This window comes from Priestia sp. 53B2 (assembly GCF_056099005.1).
In genome coordinates this window covers 63,875-81,844 of the sequence record NZ_JBLZXA010000038.1, presented here as the reverse complement: position 1 = coordinate 81,844, position 17,970 = coordinate 63,875, and the positions used below count along the sequence as shown (strand labels likewise).

13 protein-coding genes and 1 pseudogene are annotated in these 17,970 nt (G+C 35.2%); 5 read left to right on the top strand and 9 right to left on the bottom strand.

The window, feature by feature from the left end; all coding sequences use genetic code 11:
- Positions 1 to 116 precede the first annotated feature (116 nt).
- From pssA to ACN6NE_RS29445, 3 genes are all read left to right on the top strand, one after another.
- Positions 117 to 653, top strand: coding sequence for a CDP-diacylglycerol--serine O-phosphatidyltransferase (gene pssA, locus ACN6NE_RS29455; protein ID WP_474328983.1), 537 nt, complete (start codon positions 117 to 119; stop codon positions 651 to 653).
- Positions 640 to 1,125 carry a DedA family protein gene (locus ACN6NE_RS29450; RefSeq protein WP_074683129.1) on the top strand — a complete coding sequence of 162 codons (486 nt, stop codon included), beginning with the start codon at positions 640 to 642 and terminating at the stop codon, positions 1,123 to 1,125. The genes pssA and ACN6NE_RS29450 overlap by 14 nt, the downstream gene beginning before the upstream one ends.
- A gap of 517 nt (positions 1,126 to 1,642) precedes the next feature.
- Positions 1,643 to 2,866 carry an MFS transporter gene (locus ACN6NE_RS29445; protein WP_430136210.1) on the top strand — a complete coding sequence of 408 codons (1,224 nt, stop codon included), beginning with the start codon at positions 1,643 to 1,645 and terminating at the stop codon, positions 2,864 to 2,866.
- A gap of 963 nt (positions 2,867 to 3,829) precedes the next feature.
- Here the strand turns inward: ACN6NE_RS29445 and ACN6NE_RS29440 are convergent.
- The 3 genes from ACN6NE_RS29440 to acnA all read right to left on the bottom strand — a co-directional run bounded on the left by ACN6NE_RS29440 (position 3,830) and on the right by acnA (position 9,255).
- On the bottom strand, positions 3,830 to 5,140 hold the full coding sequence (locus ACN6NE_RS29440) for a CitMHS family transporter (RefSeq protein WP_474328980.1): 1,311 nt from the start codon (positions 5,138 to 5,140) through the stop codon (positions 3,830 to 3,832).
- 160 nt (positions 5,141 to 5,300) lie between these two features.
- On the bottom strand, positions 5,301 to 6,416 hold the full coding sequence (locus ACN6NE_RS29435) for a lactonase family protein (protein ID WP_474328978.1): 1,116 nt from the start codon (positions 6,414 to 6,416) through the stop codon (positions 5,301 to 5,303).
- Between the two features lie 115 nt (positions 6,417 to 6,531).
- Entirely contained in the window at positions 6,532 to 9,255 is a 2,724-nt protein-coding gene (gene acnA, locus ACN6NE_RS29430; protein WP_474328976.1) for an aconitate hydratase AcnA, read from the bottom strand.
- A 333-nt stretch (positions 9,256 to 9,588) separates the two neighbouring features.
- Here acnA and ACN6NE_RS29425 point away from each other — a divergent pair, with 333 nt between their 5' ends.
- Positions 9,589 to 10,458, top strand: a complete 870-nt coding sequence (locus ACN6NE_RS29425; protein WP_474328974.1) for a LysR family transcriptional regulator — start codon at positions 9,589 to 9,591, stop codon at positions 10,456 to 10,458.
- 67 nt (positions 10,459 to 10,525) lie between these two features.
- On the opposite strand, the gene ACN6NE_RS29420 is transcribed toward ACN6NE_RS29425, so the two are convergent.
- Positions 10,526 to 11,149 carry an RraA family protein gene (locus ACN6NE_RS29420; RefSeq protein ID WP_474328972.1) on the bottom strand — a complete coding sequence of 208 codons (624 nt, stop codon included), beginning with the start codon at positions 11,147 to 11,149 and terminating at the stop codon, positions 10,526 to 10,528.
- A gap of 57 nt (positions 11,150 to 11,206) precedes the next feature.
- Positions 11,207 to 12,553 (bottom strand): MFS transporter, encoded by a 1,347-nt coding sequence (locus tag ACN6NE_RS29415; RefSeq protein WP_474328970.1) that lies wholly within the window; start codon positions 12,551 to 12,553, stop codon positions 11,207 to 11,209.
- Between the two features lie 253 nt (positions 12,554 to 12,806).
- Here ACN6NE_RS29415 and ACN6NE_RS29410 point away from each other — a divergent pair.
- Positions 12,807 to 13,040 (top strand): annotated as a pseudogene (locus ACN6NE_RS29410) (EamA family transporter); the annotation flags it as partial.
- Positions 13,041 to 13,384: 344 nt separating this feature from the next.
- Here ACN6NE_RS29410 and ACN6NE_RS29405 read toward each other — a convergent pair.
- The 4 genes from ACN6NE_RS29405 to ACN6NE_RS29390 form a co-directional block, all read right to left on the bottom strand.
- Entirely contained in the window at positions 13,385 to 14,680 is a 1,296-nt protein-coding gene (locus ACN6NE_RS29405; protein WP_474328968.1) for a four-carbon acid sugar kinase family protein, read from the bottom strand.
- A gap of 74 nt (positions 14,681 to 14,754) precedes the next feature.
- Complete coding sequence (locus ACN6NE_RS29400) at positions 14,755 to 15,414, bottom strand: class II aldolase/adducin family protein (protein ID WP_474328966.1); 660 nt, start codon at positions 15,412 to 15,414, stop codon at positions 14,755 to 14,757.
- A gap of 123 nt (positions 15,415 to 15,537) precedes the next feature.
- Entirely contained in the window at positions 15,538 to 16,854 is a 1,317-nt protein-coding gene (locus tag ACN6NE_RS29395) for a CitMHS family transporter (protein WP_474328964.1), read from the bottom strand.
- A gap of 320 nt (positions 16,855 to 17,174) precedes the next feature.
- Positions 17,175 to 17,939 carry an SDR family NAD(P)-dependent oxidoreductase gene (locus ACN6NE_RS29390; protein ID WP_474328962.1) on the bottom strand — a complete coding sequence of 255 codons (765 nt, stop codon included), beginning with the start codon at positions 17,937 to 17,939 and terminating at the stop codon, positions 17,175 to 17,177.
- Positions 17,940 to 17,970 lie beyond the last annotated feature (31 nt).

Genomic DNA, 17,970 nt, shown 5'->3' with positions numbered 1-17,970 from the left:
AAAACTTTGTTATTTAGTTTATCATAAACCGTACGGTCTGTTTATTTTTTGAAAGAGGATATATATAATTTTTTTAAAATCATTAATTATTTAATTAGAAAGGAGGCTGAATATATTTGATTTATATACCTAATATGATTACAATTGTTAATTTAATTTGTGGACTCCTGGCTATTTACTCATTATTAGTTCAGGATATTTATTCTGCAACAACTCTTATTTTTATAGGTCTGTTTTTTGATTTCTTTGATGGTATGATTGCCCGGAAACTTAATGCTGTTTCGGATATAGGTAGAGAATTGGATTCGATGGCTGATTTGGTCACCTTTGGCGTAGCTCCATCCATATTTGCCTATTGTACATGTCTTTATAAATTATCCATCATCGGAATTTTATGCATGTTAATTTACAATATTTGTAGTGTATTTCGTCTCGCTAAATTTAATGTTAAGCAAAGTACGCTCTCTACATTTATTGGAATGCCTACTCCACTTGCAGGAATTTGTCTTGTCACATTGAGTGCTATGCATAATCAAATACTCTTGGTAGTAGGGATAGGTATTATTTCTTATTTAATGATAAGTAACATCAAATTTCCACAATTCAAAAAAAATACAATGGAAAGTTTGGAATCTAAAAATGGAGCAAATTGAAGAATTTATTACGGGTTATGGATACATCGCTATTTTTTTGATGTTAGTTCTTGGAATTGTAGGATTACCCATACCTGATGAAGTAATGATGACAATCGTTGGTTTCTTCACTCATACTGGCGTACTGAATTATCCCCTTGCTATTATAGTAAGCTTTTTTGGGGCGTTGTTAGGTATGATGATTAGTTATCTCATCGGTAGAAAAGCAGGACGTCCTTTTATTGATAAATTCGGGAAATGGATTGGACTTAAAGAAAAGAGAATGCTGAAAGTAGAAAATTGGCTAAAAAAGTATGGACCATATTCTCTGATATTTGGATACTTCATTCCAGGAATCAGACATGTAACGTGTTACTTTTCAGGTATTGGTAAGATGGAATTGAAGACATATACCCTATTCGCTGCAATTGGTGCCTTTCTATGGAGCTTTATTTTTATTACGATTGGAAGAATGGTAGGAATTCTTTATTAAAGAAAGAGTGCACGTCCGTTGTCACTTAACGGATTTGTGCTTTTCTTATTTCTGGTAATTCACCTTATGTGAAGTGAGAGAATTAATCTTTAGAAAAGGTGTAAAATATCTTTTTTATCTTTGATCTTGAATCCCTCCTTGACTATACGGTAACTGTATACTTTATGATACTGATTATATCCTAGAAAAATTTTCCTGGCAAATAAGTACTTATAACATTCACCATATATTCCTTGGTTTAGTTGAGTTGAATGAATTGAAAGTCAAAAGGTAATATTTATGGAAACTTTGTTGCAGGACGAAAAATATCTATTTCTCGCGGCACAAAATTACCTTTTAGTATAAGCCTTGCTAGGTTATGCATCACAATTTTCTAGTACGTAGTTGATAATCACAATACTTGGTTTAATTATGGTAGCCACCTCTATCCGAAGGATGATTATGATAATAATTAAGGGCATGCTAGCTAATTGATATAACCAGTGGAACAGAAATGCAAAGTAAGGAGGTCTATCTATTGAATCAACTTTTAAGAAATAGGGTTTTTGTAATTGTTGCAACAGCCGATTTATTACAGCAAGCCGGCATATGGATCCGGAATATGGCCTTGCTGTTTTATATTATGAACCAAACTAATAATGATCCAACAGCTGTTTCATTACTTACGGCACTTGAATACCTTCCGATTTTTGTATTTTCCTTACTAGGTGGAACATTTGCTGACCGTTGGAATCCGAAAAAAACTGTAATATTAGGGGATACATTGAGTGCAATTTCGATGTTGGTAATATTAGCTCTCGTATCATTGGGATTATGGCAAGCTGTATTTGCTGCTACCGTAGTCTCAGCAATTGTTAGTCAATTTTCTCAGCCTTCTTCCTCTGTATTATTTAGGAAACATGTACCAGCAGAACAAGTTGGGGCAGCTATTGGCATTACTCAAAGCCTTATGTCTGTATTTACGATATTTGGTCCGATTGCTGGCACATTCATATATACCCAGTTAGGGCTTAAGTTCTCTCTCATTATATTGTTTGTAATTTTTCTCATGGCAGCTTTTATTCAGTTATTTTTACCTCCTTCATCCAGAGAAGAAACAGTTAAAAAAAGACCAGCTATGGAGGATCTTAAAGACGGAATTCAGTATGTAATTAAACATTCAAACTTGCGTCTAATCGCTGGAATGTTTCTTCTTACAGGGGTGGCAATAGGATTAACCCAACCGTTAGATGTATTTGTCACAATGGAGCGTTTGGGACTACCTAAAGAAGCCGTACAATGGTTTGCAGCTTGCGAAGGTGTGGGCATGCTAGTTGGTGGGATTTTGGCAGCTACCATTTCAAAATGGGTGGATCGACATCGTAATAATGTCATAACAAGCACGTTAATCCTATGGTCAATCATAACCATTATCGAGGTATTATCCATATTTCCTCTTTTAACAGCTGGGGTTCGCATCATTTCTGGGATTACGACAGCCTTCTTTCAAGTTGTCTTTAATACCCTTATGATTAAAGAAGTACAGGTAGAATACATTGGGAGAACGAATGGAGTTATTACTCCTTTGTTAATGGGAGGCATATTAGTCGGGACACTTGTTTCTGGTTTTATAGTTAATTCTCTTACACTGTTTGGAGTTTATGGACTATCTGCAGTTTTAATTATATTGTGTACGATTTTAACAGCGAAATTAAAAGTTTACAATGAAGGAGACAATACAAGAGAAGCTGGAATTAAGTAGAGACTTTTGCTATAGAAGAGTTTGGATAAACGAAAAAGGTTATCAAATTATTTTATCTATAACTTGATAACCTTCGTTTTTCTAAAATATAATATCTATTGTTCTAATAAAACGAATAAAATGATTATGTTTTTACATATTCTATATAATAAATCATTAAATCCCACTTCCTAAAACCCCCTAAATACCTTAAATAAACCAATAGGTGGAAAGGTACGTTTTAATGAATATTAATAATTTTTAATCTTGGAATCATATATTATCTGGGAAGAAAAATTATATATTCAATTTTTTGAGCCCATTTCTTTACTTGCTTACTAGTTACCACTTATCTAAGTATCTCTTCAAGGGTCTTATACGGTCGTTCTACAACTTCATTATCGCTCTCTTAACTTGCTTTTCACCTAAAGCAAGTCTTTTTATATTTAGCATCCTAAACTTTAAGGAAAACATATACTGATACTTTATCGTTGTATTACATCAGTATTCAACCTACCTTTTAAAGAATGTTGAACGAATAGAATAAAACAAGTAACAAGCTTGATTGAATAGCCTTTCAAAGGAATAATGTGTTCATTGAATAAAAAGTTTACTATTTTCATCAAGAAAAACATCAAATTTATATATCTATTATGCAGAGAAATGTATCTCAGATAAATAACTTTAATTTTACATATAACTAGATTATTTGATGTGAATTTCAGTTTTTTAGAAACTGTCAATTTTGTGCTATCATGTATCTTAAGAAAACGTACTATCTAAAGTTAACTACTCCAGCAAAAATTATGAGAATTAAATTCTTACACGAAGATGCTGATCATACACTTCACATTAATCAACTATCAAAATTCTTAAAAATACAATACTAATGATTAAAATCCTTTGCTGCTTACAGCAAAGGATTTTTTTACACTAAAGAAATTCCGTTGTAAATTTGTGTATTTATATTACGCAGTATGCCCTCTATAGCGAAATTACCCCGACTATTATTGATATAATAAGCATCACTATAGCTGTGGCAATTGCCCACTTTAAAGTAAATCGTTGATGTTGGCCAAAATCAACCTTAGCCATCCCTACGAGCAAATAAGTTGAAGGTACTAGTGGACTTAGTAAGTGCACAGGCTGCCCGATTAAAGAAGCCCGACCAATTTCTACTGGATCAATTCCATAGTTAGTAGCTGCTTCAGCAATAATAGGAAGAACTCCAAAATAATAAGCATCATTTGACATAAAAAATGTAAATGGCATACTAGTTAATGCAGTAATAACAGGTAGATGAGGTCCTAATGCATCTGGAACTAAAGAAACTAGACTATTAGCCATTGCATCGACCATTTTAGTACCAGATAGAATTCCTGTAAAGATTCCTGCAGCGAAAACTAGAGATACAACAGCTAATACATTACTTGCATGAGAGGAAATACGTTCTTTTTGTGCCTCAAGGTTTGGATAATTTATCATGATAGCAATTGAAAATGCTATCATAAATAAAGCTGGCAGAGGCATTACATCCATAATAAGTAAAACTAAAAGAGTAATAGTTAAAAGAAAGTTAATCCACAATAATTTAGGGCGCTTATAGCCTACTGATTCTACAGTGGCTGCTTGTTCGGCAAATGCGATTTCTTGTTCTTTAGAAAGATATTCAAAGTCGATTACACCTAACCTTTTACGTTCTTTTCTCCCAAGGAGGTACGCTACAAAAATGACAAAAGCTATGCCACCTATCATAGCAGGGATAAGAGGAACAAAAATTTGAGATGCATCAAGTTTTAAAGCACTCATTGCCCTTGCTGTAGGTCCTCCCCATGGTGTAATATTCATAACTCCACCGCCTAACATAGTTATTCCAGTTAATATTAGTGGATTCATTTTGAGTTTTGTATAAAGAGGTAACATTGCTGAAATGGTAATCATATATGTTGTTGTCCCATCTCCATCTAAGGAGACAATTATGACTAAAATAGCAGTCCCTATAACAATCTTTAATGGATCTCCTTTTACCACTTTCAAAATCTTATTTACAACAGGATCGAATAATCCAGCGTCGATCATAATTCCGAAATACAAGATAGCAAACAATAACATAATCCCTGTAGGGGCTAATTCCTTTACCCCCTCTAAGATCATATCGCCAATTTCAGAACCAAATCCAGATAATATAGCAAACAATGAAGGTATTAGCATCAGTGCTATTAATGCTGACATACGCCTGGTCATAATTAAAAACATGAATACGAATACCATAGAAAAACCTAAAATTGCTAACATTATACTCCTCCTCATATTGAATGCGCTTTCAATAAATTGCAAAAGAAAGTGCCAACCTTAGTATGAGGGTAGCTTTGTATAGAGCATTTACTGAATGTCTCCTTCAAAACTACCCGTTTTAGTTTATAAAAATCTCAAGAACCTAGGCTATTTCATTCAATTAAATTAGATGAGATGAAAAAATGATACATACTGGGCTCTCTGTATTTATTACCTGTCCCGTTGGAGTAAGCGTTCCAGTTTCTTTATTAACCTTAAAATTAACTATGGTATCGCTGTCTTCATTTGCTACATATAAAAATTCACCAGTAGGATCTAATGCGAAAAATCGTGGTGTCTTACCCTGAGTGGATACCCAATCCATCGATGTCAGTTTCCCTGTACTCTCCTCGATTCGAAAAGTTACTATACTGTCATGACCACGGTTTGATGCATACACAAAACGTCCCGAAGGTGCCACAGCAATTCCTGCACCAGTGTTGCCATCAATACTATGAGGTACAGTAGATTGTATTTGCAACAATTCCAGTCTACCTTCTTGATCATCAAAATGATATGTACTTACGGTCGAATCAAGTTCATTAATTCCATACGCATACGGCAAAGTAGGATGAAAGTCTATATGACGTGGACCTGACCCTTTAGGAGCTATTCCAAAAGGCGGTTGATTTGCTATTAACTTACCTTCAGTCGTATCAAGAATAAAAGTACAGATTTTGTTAAGACCTAAATCGGGAACTACTAAGAAACGTCCATTCTTATTAAATGGAATATGGTGTGGATGTGAGATACCCTGCTTTGCATACAGATCAACTTCATTCACATTGTAGTCTAATGTGCCGGATGATTGAATTAAGTCACTGAAAGGTTCTAATGATCCGTCCGGGTTGATAGGAAGAACAGATAATGTGCCGGAAATATAGTTCGCTACAATAAGAAATTGATCCGTAGGGTCTACAACTAAGTGAACTGGATTTTTCCCTCCCGTAGATTGTTGATTGATAAATTCTAACCTACCTGTATCCTTATTTACTCGAAATGCACTAACCTCACTGGAGTCTCCATGAACACAATAAATAAAAGTTTTATTGTGATTGAAAGTTAGAAAAGAGGGATTGATGATGTTTTCTAAGAGCTGTATATGCTCCCAATTTCCTGATTCATTTCCTACACGAAATACATTAATACCTTTACCACGAGCATTTCGTTCTCTAGTTGTACGGCATCCAACATAAGCAAACGTAGGGACTTGTTTGGGATAATTATTTATGGGCATGTGCTTTCCTCCTCCTTTCTAAGCCAACTCTACAGGAAGAATAACAGTAGAATTGGTTTAGAATTTTGGCGTTCTTTTTGATTTTATATAAATGAACATATAGTAATTATTTCTATTAATTTATTAGTTCTCGAACTACGGCCGGCATAATACCACCATTTTGATAATATTCCACATCAACAACGTTATCGAGACGTAAAATAACTTTAAAGTCAAAGGTGCTGCCATCTTTTCGTTTAGCCCGAACTGTTAATTTTTGATGAGGTTTAATATCTTGATTTAACCCAACTGTTTCAAAAACTTCATCACCTTTAATACCAAGGGAAGCAGCGTTTTGACCATTTTCAAATTGTAAAGGAAGAACACCCATTCCTACTAAATTACTTCGATGGATTCGTTCGAAACTCTCAGCTATAACAGCCTTAACCCCAAGTAAAAAGATTCCCTTAGCCGCCCAATCTCGCGAACTTCCTGTACCATACTCTTTACCTGCGATTAGAATAAGGGGAGTATTGTCCTTATTATATTTTAAAGAAGCCTCGTATATCGACATTACTTCACCTGTGGGTAAATATTTTGTCATGCCTCCTTCATATTCGGGAACCATTTGATTACGTACTCGAACATTAGCTAATGCACCGCGAATCATGACCTCATGGTTACCACGTCGTGAGGGATAAGAGTTAAAGTCTTTAATCTTCACTCCTTTCTCCTGTAAATACAATCCTGCGGGACTATCAGGTTTAATTGCTCCTGATGGAGAAAGGTGATCAGTTGTAATCGAGTCACCAAGTAATGCGAGAGGTAACGCATATTTAATATCTTGAACTTCATTCGTTTTTTGGGAAAGATCTTTAAGAAACGGCGGCTCTTGAACATAAGTAGAAGAATCATCCCATTCGTATAGCTCTCCTGTACCTACATCAATTTGATTCCATTGTTCATTTGCATTATAGACTTCTTTATAGCGATTATTAAATAAGTCAGGACGAACGTTATGATCTAAATAGCTTTGTATTTCTTGGGATGTTGGCCAAATATCTTTTAAGTAAATAGGCAGTTGGTTCTTATCATAACCAACTGGCTCTTTTGAAAAGTCAATATCGACAGTACCAGTTAAAGCATAAGCTACTACAAGTGGAGGCGAAGCTAGATAGTTAGCTTTTATTTGCGTATGCACACGTCCCTCAAAATTTCGATTTCCAGAAAGAACACCAGCTACGGTTAAATCATTCTCCATAATCGCTGTACTAACTTCTTCTGGAAGTGGTCCCGAATTTCCAATACATGTTGCACATCCGTACCCTGCAAGGTGAAAGCCCAGTTCTTCTAAATAGCCCATTAACCCTGCCTCTCTCAAGTAATCAGTGACCACACGTGATCCAGGTGTAAAAGAGCTCTTCACATAAGCAGGCTTTTTTAACCCTTTTTCTACTGCTTTTTTAGCAACAAGTGCTGCCATAATTAAAATATTTGGGTTAGAGGTGTTTGTACAACTCGTAATAGCTGCAAGAACGACTGATCCATTACGTAGAACTGTTTGTTCACCATTTTTATGCCTAACCATTACTTTTTTCTGTAACTCCTCTTCAGATACACCATATCCCCCTTCACTCACTGGTGCCCGAACAATATGGTTATAACTTTCTTTCATTGATTTTAAGTCAATGCGATCTTGCGGGCGTTTTGGGCCAGCTAGAGAGGAAACGACTGTAGAGAGATCCAATTCAATAACCTCTGAATAGATAGCATCGGGGCTACTACTATCCATAAACATTCCTTGCTCTCTATAATAAGTTTCTACAAGAGCAATTTGTTCTTCACTACGCCCTATCATTCTCAAATAATTTAATGTTTGTTGATCTACAGGAAACAATCCCATTGTGGCCCCGTATTCAGGTGCCATATTCGCAATTGTAGCCCGGTCAGCTACAGTCATATTTCCGACTCCAGATCCGAAAAACTCTACAAACTTGCCCACTACGCCTTTTTTCCGCAGGAGATTCGTTACAGTTAGTGCCAAATCAGTAGCCGTTGTCCCTTCTTGAAGAGAACCTGTTAATTTAAACCCTACTACCTCGGGAATTACAAAATATAGAGGTTTCCCTAACATAGCTGCTTCTGCCTCGATACCACCCACACCCCATGCAACAACGCCAAGCCCATTAATCATTGTGGTATGAGAATCGGTACCTACAAGGGAATCAGGATAGATGATTGTAGAACCATCTACATCTTTTGTAGCTGCCACGGACGACAAATACTCCATGTTAATCTGATGCATGATACCAGTTGCCGGTGGGACTACACGAAGATTATGAAAGGTATTCTGAGCCCATCTTAAAAACTTAAAACGTTCGATGTTACGCTCGAAATTTATTTTTTCATTCAACTCTAAAGCATCAGGTCTGCCAAAATAATCTACTGTGACAGAGTGGTCTACCACTAGATCTACAGGAATAAGAGGATTTATTTTAGAGACGTCTCTTCCAATACGATCTACGGATTCTCGCATCGCCGCCAAATCAACAATTGCGGGGAGACCTGTGGTATCGTGAAGAAGAATACGTGCAGGTTTAAATGGAACCTCCTGATTTGGATCACGCTCATCTATCCATGATGCTAACTTACTAATATGCTCTTTGGTAATCGAGCCCCCATCAAATTCACGAATGGCAGACTCTAGGAGTACTTTAATAGAATAAGGCAACCTTGAAATGTTATCGTTCCCTTCCTCTTCCAAGTTTTTAATTCGAAAATATTTGTACTCTTGTCCATTTACATAAAAAGATGAAAGCGTATTTAAAGCATCTTTTTCTCTGTTTGTCATATGATTCATATTTTTGTCCCCTTAACTTGTGTCATCGTTTTTATATCATACTGGTTGCTCGTAAAATACTTCCTAGTGAGGATGTATTTTTGATTTTTTATCCCAAGTAGATATTTATGAGTTAATTTACTGTTCGTTTCAGTTAAGTCTATTTTATTAGAAAATCGAGCATATAAAAAATAGCTTTATTTCATGGCGAGACATGCAAAATTTTCATGCCCTCCTTAACCTTATTTTTTTAAAAATTATGTTGTATTATAAAGATTACGTAAAACAATTCGTCGATTGAAAGTTAATTATAATCAATAAAATTTAAATATTATTGTACAAGGGGTTAAAAAAATGGATAGACGTGATTGGCTTATTTTAAGTACTTTGCATAAGGAAAAAAGCATCACAAAAGCAGGTCAAAGCTTATTTATAGCTCAACCTACTCTAACAAAACGTCTCAAACAAATTGAAAAGGAATTTGGAGTACAAATTGTTAATCGTACAATAAAAGGAGTGCAATTCACTCCAGAAGGGGAGTATTTAGCAAGGCGAGCTGAAGAAGTATTAAAAGTTTTTCAAGAAATAAAAGAAGATATAAAGAATTTTGATTATCAGGTTGCTGGTACTTTAAGGTTAGGAGTTTCAAACTTCATTAGTAAATATAAGCTCCCTGCATTGTTAAAATCTTTTAAAGATCAATATCCTCAGGCTAGCTTTGAAGTTAAAACTGGTTACAGTAGAGATATTTTTAACCTAGCCTATAATCAAGATGTACATATTAGTTTTATTCGGGGCAATTATAACTGGCCTGGTCAAAAGCACCTGCTATTTGAAGAGAAACTATGTATTGCATCTAGAAACAAAATTAATCTTGAAGAACTTCCCAACTTGCCTAGAATTGATTATCGAACTGATTCTCTGTATAAGCAGCTGATTGACAATTGGTGGACGGAACATTATTCTGATCCTCCCATTATTGCTATGGTAGTTGACCAGGGAGATACTTGTAAAGAAATGGTGATGAATGGGTTAGGCTATGCTATTATGCCCTCTCTTTTTTTAGAAAATATAAAAGATATTCACAAAATCTACTTAACAGACAAAAATGGAACACAAATTACTCAAAAGACATGGATGATTTATCACGAAGAATCATTAAAATTAAATATCGTACGGGCATTCGTTAATTTAGTAGAAGAATTAGACATATACGAGCTGTAAATCACCGTTTAGAATTTTAACTCATACTAATTAAAAGGACAGAGAAAATTCTCTGCCCTTGTCTTTCCTATTTATTATTTAAAAGAAAATGATCCAAGTACTTTATCACTTCTTCGCGTTGACCCGATACCTTTTCCGCACGGTTTATATCTTTATTTAGTTTTTCTAAAGACTGTTCCAACGCTTCTTCTTCGAAGTACTGGGGAATTACTACTACTCCATCTGCATCCCCAACAATCATATCTCCAGGGTGAATAGTTTGACCTCCACAGGAAATAGGAATATTAATTTCACCCATACCTGCTTTTGAACTTGCAGCTATTGTTGTCCCTTTACAAAAAACGGGGTAGTTCAATTGTTTAGTTCCTTCTATATCTCTAATAACGCCATCAACTACAATTCCTTTAATCCCTAAAGTTTGAGCCATTCCAACAATAAAATCGCCTGCAATGGCACGGTAGGTATCTCCTTTTGCATCAATGACTAATACATCCCCTGGCTTTGCTTCACGAATCGCTTTTAAAACAACTAAATTATCCCCGACAGGCATTTTTACGGTGAAAGCTCTACCTGCAACTTTATAAGATTCTTTTAATGGCTTAATAGTTGGATCTAAGTTATTAAGCCCTTCCATTGTATCTGATATACAGGTAGTAGGAATTTCTTCAAATTGATTAGTACGAGTATTCATTGTATTTGCTCCTTACACTAATTATTTTAGTTAGTATGAAAGTAGTATTCTAGTAGCCTATTTATGAATCGTTTCGAGCTCTGATTTAACGTCATGATCTTGAGCTTTATTTATTCTGTTTCTTCTGTTTTCAATCCTCATAAATAACACCATAAAAAAGGATATGAAAAGCAATACACTTAGAAAAAGTAACCCTGCTTTTGTGCTACCTGTTAGACCTGTTAGTGCACCTATCGCATAAGGACCCACAAATCCTCCTAAATTCCCGATTGAATTGATGGCTGCGATGGCTACAGCAGCTGTTGATTGAGTGAGAAATAAAGAGGGTAAGGCCCAAAATGGAGCTTTAAAACTATACATTCCCGTTAATGAAACAGTAATCGAAATTATAGCTAGATATGGATTATGAGTTATACCTGCACCAATCAAGCCTATAGACGCAATAAGGAGAGGAATAGCAGAGTGAAGGCGTCTTTCCTCTTTGCGATCGGAACGTCTAGACCATATAATCATTCCAATTGTAGCCCCTATGTATGGAATCATTGCAATTAAGCCAATTTGTGTATTGGTCAATATCCCTGAGAAATTCTTAATAATTTGCGGCATCCAATACCCAACGCCTAGGCTTCCTGTTTGATAAACAAAGTAAATAAAAGAAAGGAATAATACCTTAGGATTTGCCATTGCTTTTATCGTACTTAGATGTTGTACATCTTTTTTTGATTCCTTATCCTTTTTCAACTCCCTTATTAGCCATTCTTTCTCTTCAATAGAAAGCCACTTTGCTTTTTCTGGACTTTCTGTTAAATAAAAAAAAGTTACAATACCGAGAATAAAAGCAGGTATACCTTCTAGGATGAGCATCCATCTCCATCCCTGTAATCCTATCCAGGCGATATTATCCATAATCCATGTGCTTAATGGAGCCCCAATAATATAAGAAACAGGTATTGCTGAAGTAAATAATGCAATCGTTGTTGCCTGCTCTTTAGAACGGAACCAAAACGTTAGATATAGAATAATTCCCGGAAAAAAACCTGCCTCTGCCACACCGAGTAAAAACCTTAAAATATATAAATGTGTGGCACTTTGTACGAATCCAGTCAGAGTAGAAATGATCCCCCATGTGACGAGAATTCGTGCAATCCAAACTCTCGCCCCATAACGTTTCATCATCACATTACTGGGTACTTCAAAAAGAAAATACCCGATAAAAAAGATACCCGATACGAATCCAAATGCTTGACTAGTAAGCGCTAAATCTTTATTCATTTCTAAAGATGCATAACCAATGTTTGCTCTGTCTAAATAAGAAATAATGTACAGCAAAAAAGTAAACGGAATAATTCGCATGGTGACTTTTCGAACTGTTCTTTTTTCTAAAGAAGTATTGGTATTACTCATTTAGATCCTCCTCTACTCAGGGTAAACGCTTTCAAATGTCAACTATTATTAAACATTTGATATGAAATCCTCCTTTTCTCTATTTTTTACATCTTTTATTAATTAAAGATTAATACAAATACAATAATTAGAAAAATAGTTTTAATTCATGTCTATCCATTCCTATTTTGAATATAGCTTTTGACCCTTGCTCTGTACTGTACATGATTATATTTCAACCCTTATAAATAAAAAAATGCCGTCGCATTGTTGAGGAGGGCTATTGTATTTAGGTATCGTTTCAACAGTTTTAGCATTTATACTTTGGAATAGTGGATTACAGTTATTGAATGCTTCGAGTGGAGGATTCTTCTTCTGTCTTCAACCTCTAGTAAGAACGTTACTTGGCGGGCTTCTATTAGGAGAAAGTATAGGTGGGACGTTTTGGATAGGTTCGTTCTTAATTCTTAGTGGGGTTCTATTAGTTATCAAAGAAAAAAATGATTAATTTATAATTAAAATAAATATAAAAAAGCACTAGTCTTAGACTAGTGCTTTTTTATTTATGATATCTACTTTTACTGACAACAAATTAGGCTTTTTTCTATAAAGTATTACGCTTCTAAATCACGGAATATGAATGATTATTTAACAGTTATTTCTGTTATTTCGACGTTTATTTTTCTAAAAGGTCTACTTTTATGGAAGATTTCTGTAATTATATTTAAGCTATCATTCATTATTATCTTTTACACTTTATATAAAAAGATAAAAGGATACTCGTGGGCATTCTCACAAAACAAGTATATCTGCAACATTTTTAATTTTGAATAGCTTTTTCTCTCACTGTTTTTATTTTGAAAGAGATTTCAAATGACCTATGGCATGAATTAGAAATTTAGGTTTTCCAAAGCTTCCTGATTTCAAAACAATAAGCATATGGCGACCTAGTGCTAGTCCTGAAGGTAGACCTGTTTCTATTTCTTTTAAAACATAGTTACCCTTTATTCCTAACTTCCTAGTTATTGTTCCGGATGTATCACCTCCTGCTATTACTAACCTTTCTAAACCAGTTTCATTTACTATGTCCTCTGTAATATGCGCTAATGTTGCAGACACCATTTTACTTATTGATAAAGAGTCAATTCCTCTTTGCTTACCAATTTCCTTGGTTTGTAAAAAAACTTCCTGTCTATTATCAGCCATGATTAACACATCTCTTCCTTGTTTTAAGAGGTCTTGAGTTTCTTCAGAAATTTTTTTAATTTCTTCAGTACGTTCTTCTGTAGTAAAGACTTTTCTAGAATCCAGAACCATATATGGAACACCTGAAGAAATGAGTTGGGCTGTTTGGGCTCTTGTCTGTGGAGTCAGGCTCCCAGAAACCACAAGAACTCCATATTCGTTATTTATCTTTAGATCAGTTAAAGGGCTATCAATCGGCGTTACGTTTAAAAACTTGGGTAACTCTTCAGCGATGGCAGAGCTTCCACATAACACCTTATAATCATGGACTGCTTCAGCCACAATTGTCAAATCCGACTGGTTTTCACTATCGATAATACAATAATTAAAAGCTTTGCGAGCCTTTTCAATGGCGTCCTTTAAAACGAAAGGCCCTTTTCTAACAATATCAAGGTCTATAAATGTGACCGTTCTAGATGTTTGTTTCTGCAAAATTGATACAAGATTAGATTCAGTCATAGGATGTACTGGGTCTTCTTTGAACTCGGAATTTTCCAACAATTTGCCATGAACTGTATGGACTCCCTTAATTGTTTGCCTTCCATTCTTAGGAAAAGCTAAACTAATTACTGCAAATTCTTCGCCAAGAGCATCTAACATAGCGTCAAATTCTTTTCCAATGTTCCCTCTAAACACCGAACATGTTTTATTGAAGAAGGAAGAACACCCTATAGATTGTAGTTTTTTTGTGGCATTATATACTTTCTTATAACTTAATTCAGGTGGATCTAGTCTACTGTCCGTGTCAATAATAATAACGTCGGAATCAACTTTTACATCCATATCTTCGTCAAATATTTCAACTCTAGCTGTATAATTATTCTTACTGAACATAAGTCCTATATCATTAGCGCCTGTTGTATCATCTGCTACAACTCCTATTGTATTTACCAACTGTATCACTCTTTTCCATATATTTTACTTACAAGTAAACTCCCTATCCTACAAGTCCTATCACCACTTACAATTTTTAATGATTAAATTAAGGATTTATTACTTATTTTTTTTCTTGGCTTGTAAAAAGAATCTTCGAGAAAACTTTTAACCGTCTTTTCTGGAATTAGTTTAAGTTGAACACCAGATTCTTTAGCCTTTAAAATCATTCGACAAGTCATTTCTAAAGTTTCTAATCTCATCTGAGCTTCTGAGATAGAATCATCGAAAACCACAACCCCGTGATTCCGCATTATGATGATATTTGCATGTGAAGCTTGCTCAGTAACAGCATCAGCTAGCTCTTGTGACCCAGGATGATAATAGTCTATATAAGCTATATCTTCTAAATAATACATACTTTCAACAAATAGCTCGGAAAGAATAGGTTCCTCACTACATGCAAACAAAGTTGTATAAAATGGAGAGGAATGTAGAATTGCTTTTGCATCTTCACGCTGACGATAGATACCTAAATGCATAGGCATTTCCTTAGATGCTTTTTTTGTTCCCTGAACTGTTCCTGTGTCAATTTGGCATTCTACAAAATCATCATATTTAAGACTTGCCATATGTGTTCCTGAGGCAGTGATGATCATTTGATTAGCATCAAGACGGGCGCTTATATTACCAGATGTGCCCCATGCCAATTGATTTGCCATAAGATAATGTCCTGTATGGATTAGTTTTTGCTTTTCACTCATTTACAAAAATCCTTTCATTCTAATGCTGTATAATTCATAATTACAGCATTATATTATTAGATTTATAATTATGAACTTTCAAATTATTATAACCTTGTATTTGAAATCTCTTAAAGTTTTATATTACCAAGCAATTGAAATCGCTCCGGTTATTAATGCAAACACTATAAACATTATTGATAAAATCGTAACCGGAATAAGAGCATAACGTTGAAATTGCCCTAAATCTCTTCTAACCAGCTCTAATAGTACCCACAGTGGAGCAGAAGTTGGTCCCATAGAATGTAAAGGCTGTCCAATTACCCCTGCTCTTGCTATCTCTATCGGATGTATTCCATACTCAGAAGCTGACTGAGCAAGAACAGGCAATGCACCAAAGAAAAACGCATCATTTGACATTAGAAAACTTAAAGGTAGACTAATCAATCCAACGATGATGGTGAAGAAGGGTCCAAATGAATCTGGAATTATTCTGAGAAGGTCAGATGCCATTGAATCCACCATTTTTGTCTCAGATAAGATGCCTGTAAAAATACCAGCACCTAAAACTAACATGACTACTGGCACGGCGTGGCTAGCGTTTTCCTTAATCACCCTTTTTTGCTCAGCAAGATTAGGGTGATTGACTGAAAGAGCAATCACAAACCCTACAATAAATAGAATTGGAAGTGGCGCTAGTCCTATTACAAGCGCTATCATGAGAGCAAGTGTTAATAGGAAATTGAACCAAATTAGTTTAGAATTCGCAGGTTTTTCTTCTACAATAGTAGCCGCCATTTCTTGACTAGCTGCCATTTCTTGTTCAACCTTTTCCAGGTGTATAATGCCAATTCTTTTTCGCTCCGACCTCCCCATTACATAGGCGGTAAGAATAATCCAAGCTGAACCACATAGAATTGCGGGAATTAAGGGCTTAAAGTATTCAGTGGAATCCAGCCCTAAAACACTAATTGCTCTTGTTGCAGCCCCTCCCCACGGTGTCATACCTGAAATTGTTCCTAAAGACATAACTGCTATTGTGGCTAATACTAAAGGGTTAATACCTATTCTTTTATAAACTGGTAGCAAGGCAGAACAAATGATCATATAGCTAGTGGTCCCATCTCCATCCAACGCTACTAATAATGATAAAATGGCTGTCCCTATCACAATCTTGACAGGATCTCCTTTAGCTATTTTTAATATCTTTCTTGAAACTGGATCAAATAAACCTGCATTCATCATAATGCCAAAGTATAATACGGCAAATAAAAGAAGTACAGCAGTTGGTGCTACCAGTTTAATTCCTTCTAACATCATAGAACCTAACTCGTTACCAAATCCTCCTATTACAGCAAATAGTATAGGAGATACAATAATAGCCACAAATGCGGACATACGATTTGTCATAACTAAAAACATGAAAAATATAATAGTGGAAAACCCTAATATAGAGAGCATGATTAACCTCGCTTTTAATGAAGTTTTTTAAAGTCTTTTTTAAACCGTTATTCTTTGTTAAGGCCATAGAACTAGGGCAAAAAAATTTTTAATTTCTGCTTATGCAATTTATTTTTCTACTTGTATTTTTGGGATCTTAGTTCAATAACAACGCATCGATGTAAGCGTATACATAAAGTGGCATATAATACTCAGATTTAGTTTTTTAGATCCCCTCAAATAAACAGAAGAGGGCTGTTTATTTGAGGGGAATAACTTTGTTTTACATATATTTAAATCAGTCTAGTTAGGTAGGATACGATAAAGGTAACATTGGAAACTTAGATTGCAGTCCATCCGCCGTCGACACGGATTGTTTCTCCTGTTATAAAGCTAGCCATATCAGATGCTAGAAATAATACGGCGCCTGTCACATCATTAGGTTTGGCAAGTGCTCCTAATGGAATTCGGCTTAACACATCATTATAAAAATCTTTGTTGTCAAACATTTTTTTAGTAAAGTCAGTTTCTATAAAGGTTGGGGCCACCGCGTTCACCTTGATTTGCTTATCAGCCCATTCAATAGCTAGTGCTTTTGTTAATTGTACGGCGCCACCTTTACTTGAACAATAAGCTGCGCGTTTAATATAACCAACGAAGGCCATTTGAGACACAATATTAATGATTTTTCCTTTTCTTCCTTGCTCAATCATATACTTTCCAGCTCGTTGAGAACAAAAGAAGGTGCCTTTTAAATTCGTATCTAATACTTGATCCCAATCTTCTTCGGTGACTTCAAGCGCAGGTTTTGGGATGTTAACTCCTGCATTATTAATAAGTACATCAATTCCACCTAATCGTTCATACGCCTGATCTATCATGGTATAAATTTGGTTCACATTTTGGATATCAGCCGTAAGGTAGGAACAATTAGAATTGAATTCACCAAGTTCGTCATTTGCTTTGTTTAAATCTGCTTCATTTCTACCGGTGATAATAACATCGGCTTTAAGTTTAGCAAAAGCAAGGGCAATATCTTTCCCAATGCCCTTACTTCCACCCACAACCAGAATTTTTTTTCCTTCTAGCTCAGAGAAATAGCTCATTTCCTTGCCTCCTAGTATGATGGAACAAAAA